Here is a 2,312-nt window from a genome sequence, read left to right as displayed (position 1 = left end):
GACTCTCAGCTTCACAACTCACGCGGAGAGCTGGCGCTCCTGGTTGACCCGGAGCGCCTTCTCGGCGAGGTCGGCGCCGGCGGAGGCGTACAGGTTCAGGACGGCGTGGGCACCGCGCTTCTTGAGCTCGTCGCGCTCCTCGGGGCGCAGGGCGATCGCCGCCACTGTGCCCTTGAAGCCGAGCTTGTGGAGCAGGTCCATGGCGAGCAGGTTGTCGCCGTGGAAGGGCATCGTGAGGACGACCAGCTCCATGCCGGTGCCCTTCTTGACCCGCTCCCAGAAGTCCTGGTCGGTGGCGTCGGCCTCGACCACGTCGAAGCCCTCCTCCTTGAGCGAGTCGGCCCGCAGCGAGTCGTGCTCGACGGCGAGCACGTGGTAGCCCTGGGTGTCGCGCAGCTCCTCGTAGGTCGTACGCCCCACCCGGCCCATGCCGACCACCAGCGCCTTCGCGTCACCGAGGTTGATCGGCCGGTCCGCCTCCTGGAGCCGCTCGGGCCTCCGCACCGGCAGCCGGCGGTTGAGCAGATTGATGATCGCCGGGGCATAGGCGTTGAACAGCGCGTCCACCAGGAACGAGAGCGCGGTCGCGACCGCGAGCACGGTCTGCCACTGGGCCGATGCGAGCCCGGAGGCCGACGCGATGACGATGACGATGAGCCCGAACTCGGAGTAGTTGGCCAGGGTGAACGAGGCCAGCGTCGCGGTGCGGTAGCGCAGCCCCATGAACGCGAAGATCACGACGTACGCCGCGGCCTGGAGCGGCAGCAGGACCTGCAGCACGGCGGCCAGGGCGAAGTCCTCGAGCGAGGGCACCCCGGTCAGTCCGATGCTCAGGAAGAACGCGATGAGCAGGAGCTCCTTGGTGCTGAACAGCAGCTTGGCCAGCGCCGGCGCCTTGACGTGCGACCCGAGGAGTACGCCGACCACCAGGGCTCCGAGGTCGCCCTTGAGCCCCACGGTCTCGAAGAGCCAGTAGCCCGGCACGAGCGCGATCGTCAGCCCGAAGAGCGCGGTCAGCTCGGCGGAGGTGATCCGGTCCCAGACCCGGTGGGCGAGCCAGGCGCCCGGGAGGAGCAGCACCAGCGCGAAGACCCACGGCGAGGGCCAGTGGCCCTTGGAGATGGTCAGGAACACCACCGCGACGATGTCCTGCATGACCAGCACACCGATGGCGATCCGGCCGTAGAGGGTGTTGTTGTCGTGGCGCTCGTCGAGGACCTTGATCGCGAAGACGGTCGAGGAGAACGAGAGCACGAAGGCGATCAGCGCCATCTCGCCCAGGTCGGCGTCGGCGAGGAGCGCGAAGCCGAGCGGTGCGATCCCGGCCAGCATGCCGATCCCGATGATGACGCTGAACCCCAGGTGGGCGAAGGTGCTCAGCCACACGTCGGGCCGGAGCAGCGATCTCACATCGAGCTTGAGACCGATCCCGAACAGGAGCAGCGTGACCCCGAGCTCGGACAGCGTGTGCAGCCCGTCCAGCTCGCCGACCCCGGCGGCGTGCAGCCCGAACCCGGCGGCGAGGAAGCCGACCATGGGCGGAAGTTTCAGGAACATCGCGACCAGCCCCGCTCCTAGTGCAACGAGCAGGTAGAGCGCGGTCAGCGACATATGGACGTCCCCCAGGGTAAAGCTCGACGGTTCGGACACGTACGATACCGCGTGATACCACCCGGGGTTACAGTGGGTCCATGGCTATGACTCTTCGACTCAGCGAGGCCGACGACCGGCTGCTGACCGACCGCGCCAAGACGGAGAACCGGTCGAAGCAGGAGATCGCCCGCGAGGCGATCCGCGCCTACCTCAACGACCACGACCGGCGCATCGAGGATCTCGAGGACGATCTCGCCATCGCGCGCTACTCCCTGCGTCGCGAGCTCGGCGAGGTCAGCTACACCCCGCATGCCGAGGCCCGCCGCGCCCTCGGTCTCGACCGCCTCTCCAGCGAGTGACCTACCAGGTCGTCTGGGCCGACGAGGCGCTGCAGTCGGCCGAGGCGTACGTCGACGACGACCCCATCGGCCTGATCCAGGTCTTCGACACCGTCGACTCCCTCGCCGAGACCCCGCGCGACGTCGGCGCCTACGCCTGGGGCAAAGACCGCTACCGCCTCCGCGTCGGCCGCTACCGCATCGTCTACGTGGTCGAGGAGCGCCGCATCACCGTCGCCGTCATCCATCTCGGCCGGCGGAGCGTCTGACCCCGCCCCGCTGCCCCGCTGGTCGAGCCGCGAGGCCGCCTGCGGCCGAGCGTGTCGAGACCAACACGGTCCCATCGTGCGGGTTGGTAAACCGTTTTGTTCTCTACACGCC

3 protein-coding genes are annotated in these 2,312 nt (G+C 68.6%); 2 read left to right on the top strand and 1 reads right to left on the bottom strand.

What is annotated here, in order from left to right; all coding sequences use genetic code 11:
• Positions 1-18: 18 nt before the first annotated feature.
• Complete coding sequence (locus ACFV9G_RS29265; RefSeq protein ID WP_378732895.1) at positions 19-1,611, bottom strand: cation:proton antiporter; 1,593 nt, start codon at positions 1,609-1,611, stop codon at positions 19-21.
• Between the two features lie 80 nt (positions 1,612-1,691).
• On the opposite strand from ACFV9G_RS29265, the gene ACFV9G_RS29260 reads away from it, so the two are divergent.
• Together ACFV9G_RS29260 and ACFV9G_RS29255 are read left to right on the top strand one after the other, a co-directional pair.
• Positions 1,692-1,952, top strand: a complete 261-nt coding sequence (locus tag ACFV9G_RS29260; RefSeq protein WP_378732893.1) for a ribbon-helix-helix protein, CopG family — start codon at positions 1,692-1,694, stop codon at positions 1,950-1,952.
• Positions 1,949-2,200 carry a type II toxin-antitoxin system RelE/ParE family toxin gene (locus tag ACFV9G_RS29255; RefSeq protein WP_328528257.1) on the top strand — a complete coding sequence of 84 codons (252 nt, stop codon included), beginning with the start codon at positions 1,949-1,951 and terminating at the stop codon, positions 2,198-2,200. The genes ACFV9G_RS29260 and ACFV9G_RS29255 overlap by 4 nt, the downstream gene beginning before the upstream one ends.
• The last annotated feature ends 112 nt before the right edge of the window (positions 2,201-2,312 follow it).

The sequence above is a fragment of the Nocardioides sp. NPDC059952 genome, from assembly GCF_042730435.1.
In the GTDB taxonomy this organism is placed as follows: domain Bacteria; phylum Actinomycetota; class Actinomycetes; order Propionibacteriales; family Nocardioidaceae; genus Nocardioides.
Note: the sequence above shows the minus strand (reverse complement) of the source record. Positions and strands in the feature narration are given on the sequence as shown.

What these genes read in the sequence shown, in the direction of transcription:
- ACFV9G_RS29260 (WP_378732893.1), top strand. Translation starts at nt 1,692, where the DNA reads ATGGCTATGACTCTTCGACTCAGCGAGGCCGACGACCGGCTGCTGACC.
- ACFV9G_RS29265 (WP_378732895.1), bottom strand. Translation starts at nt 1,611, where the DNA reads ATGTCGCTGACCGCGCTCTACCTGCTCGTTGCACTAGGAGCGGGGCTG.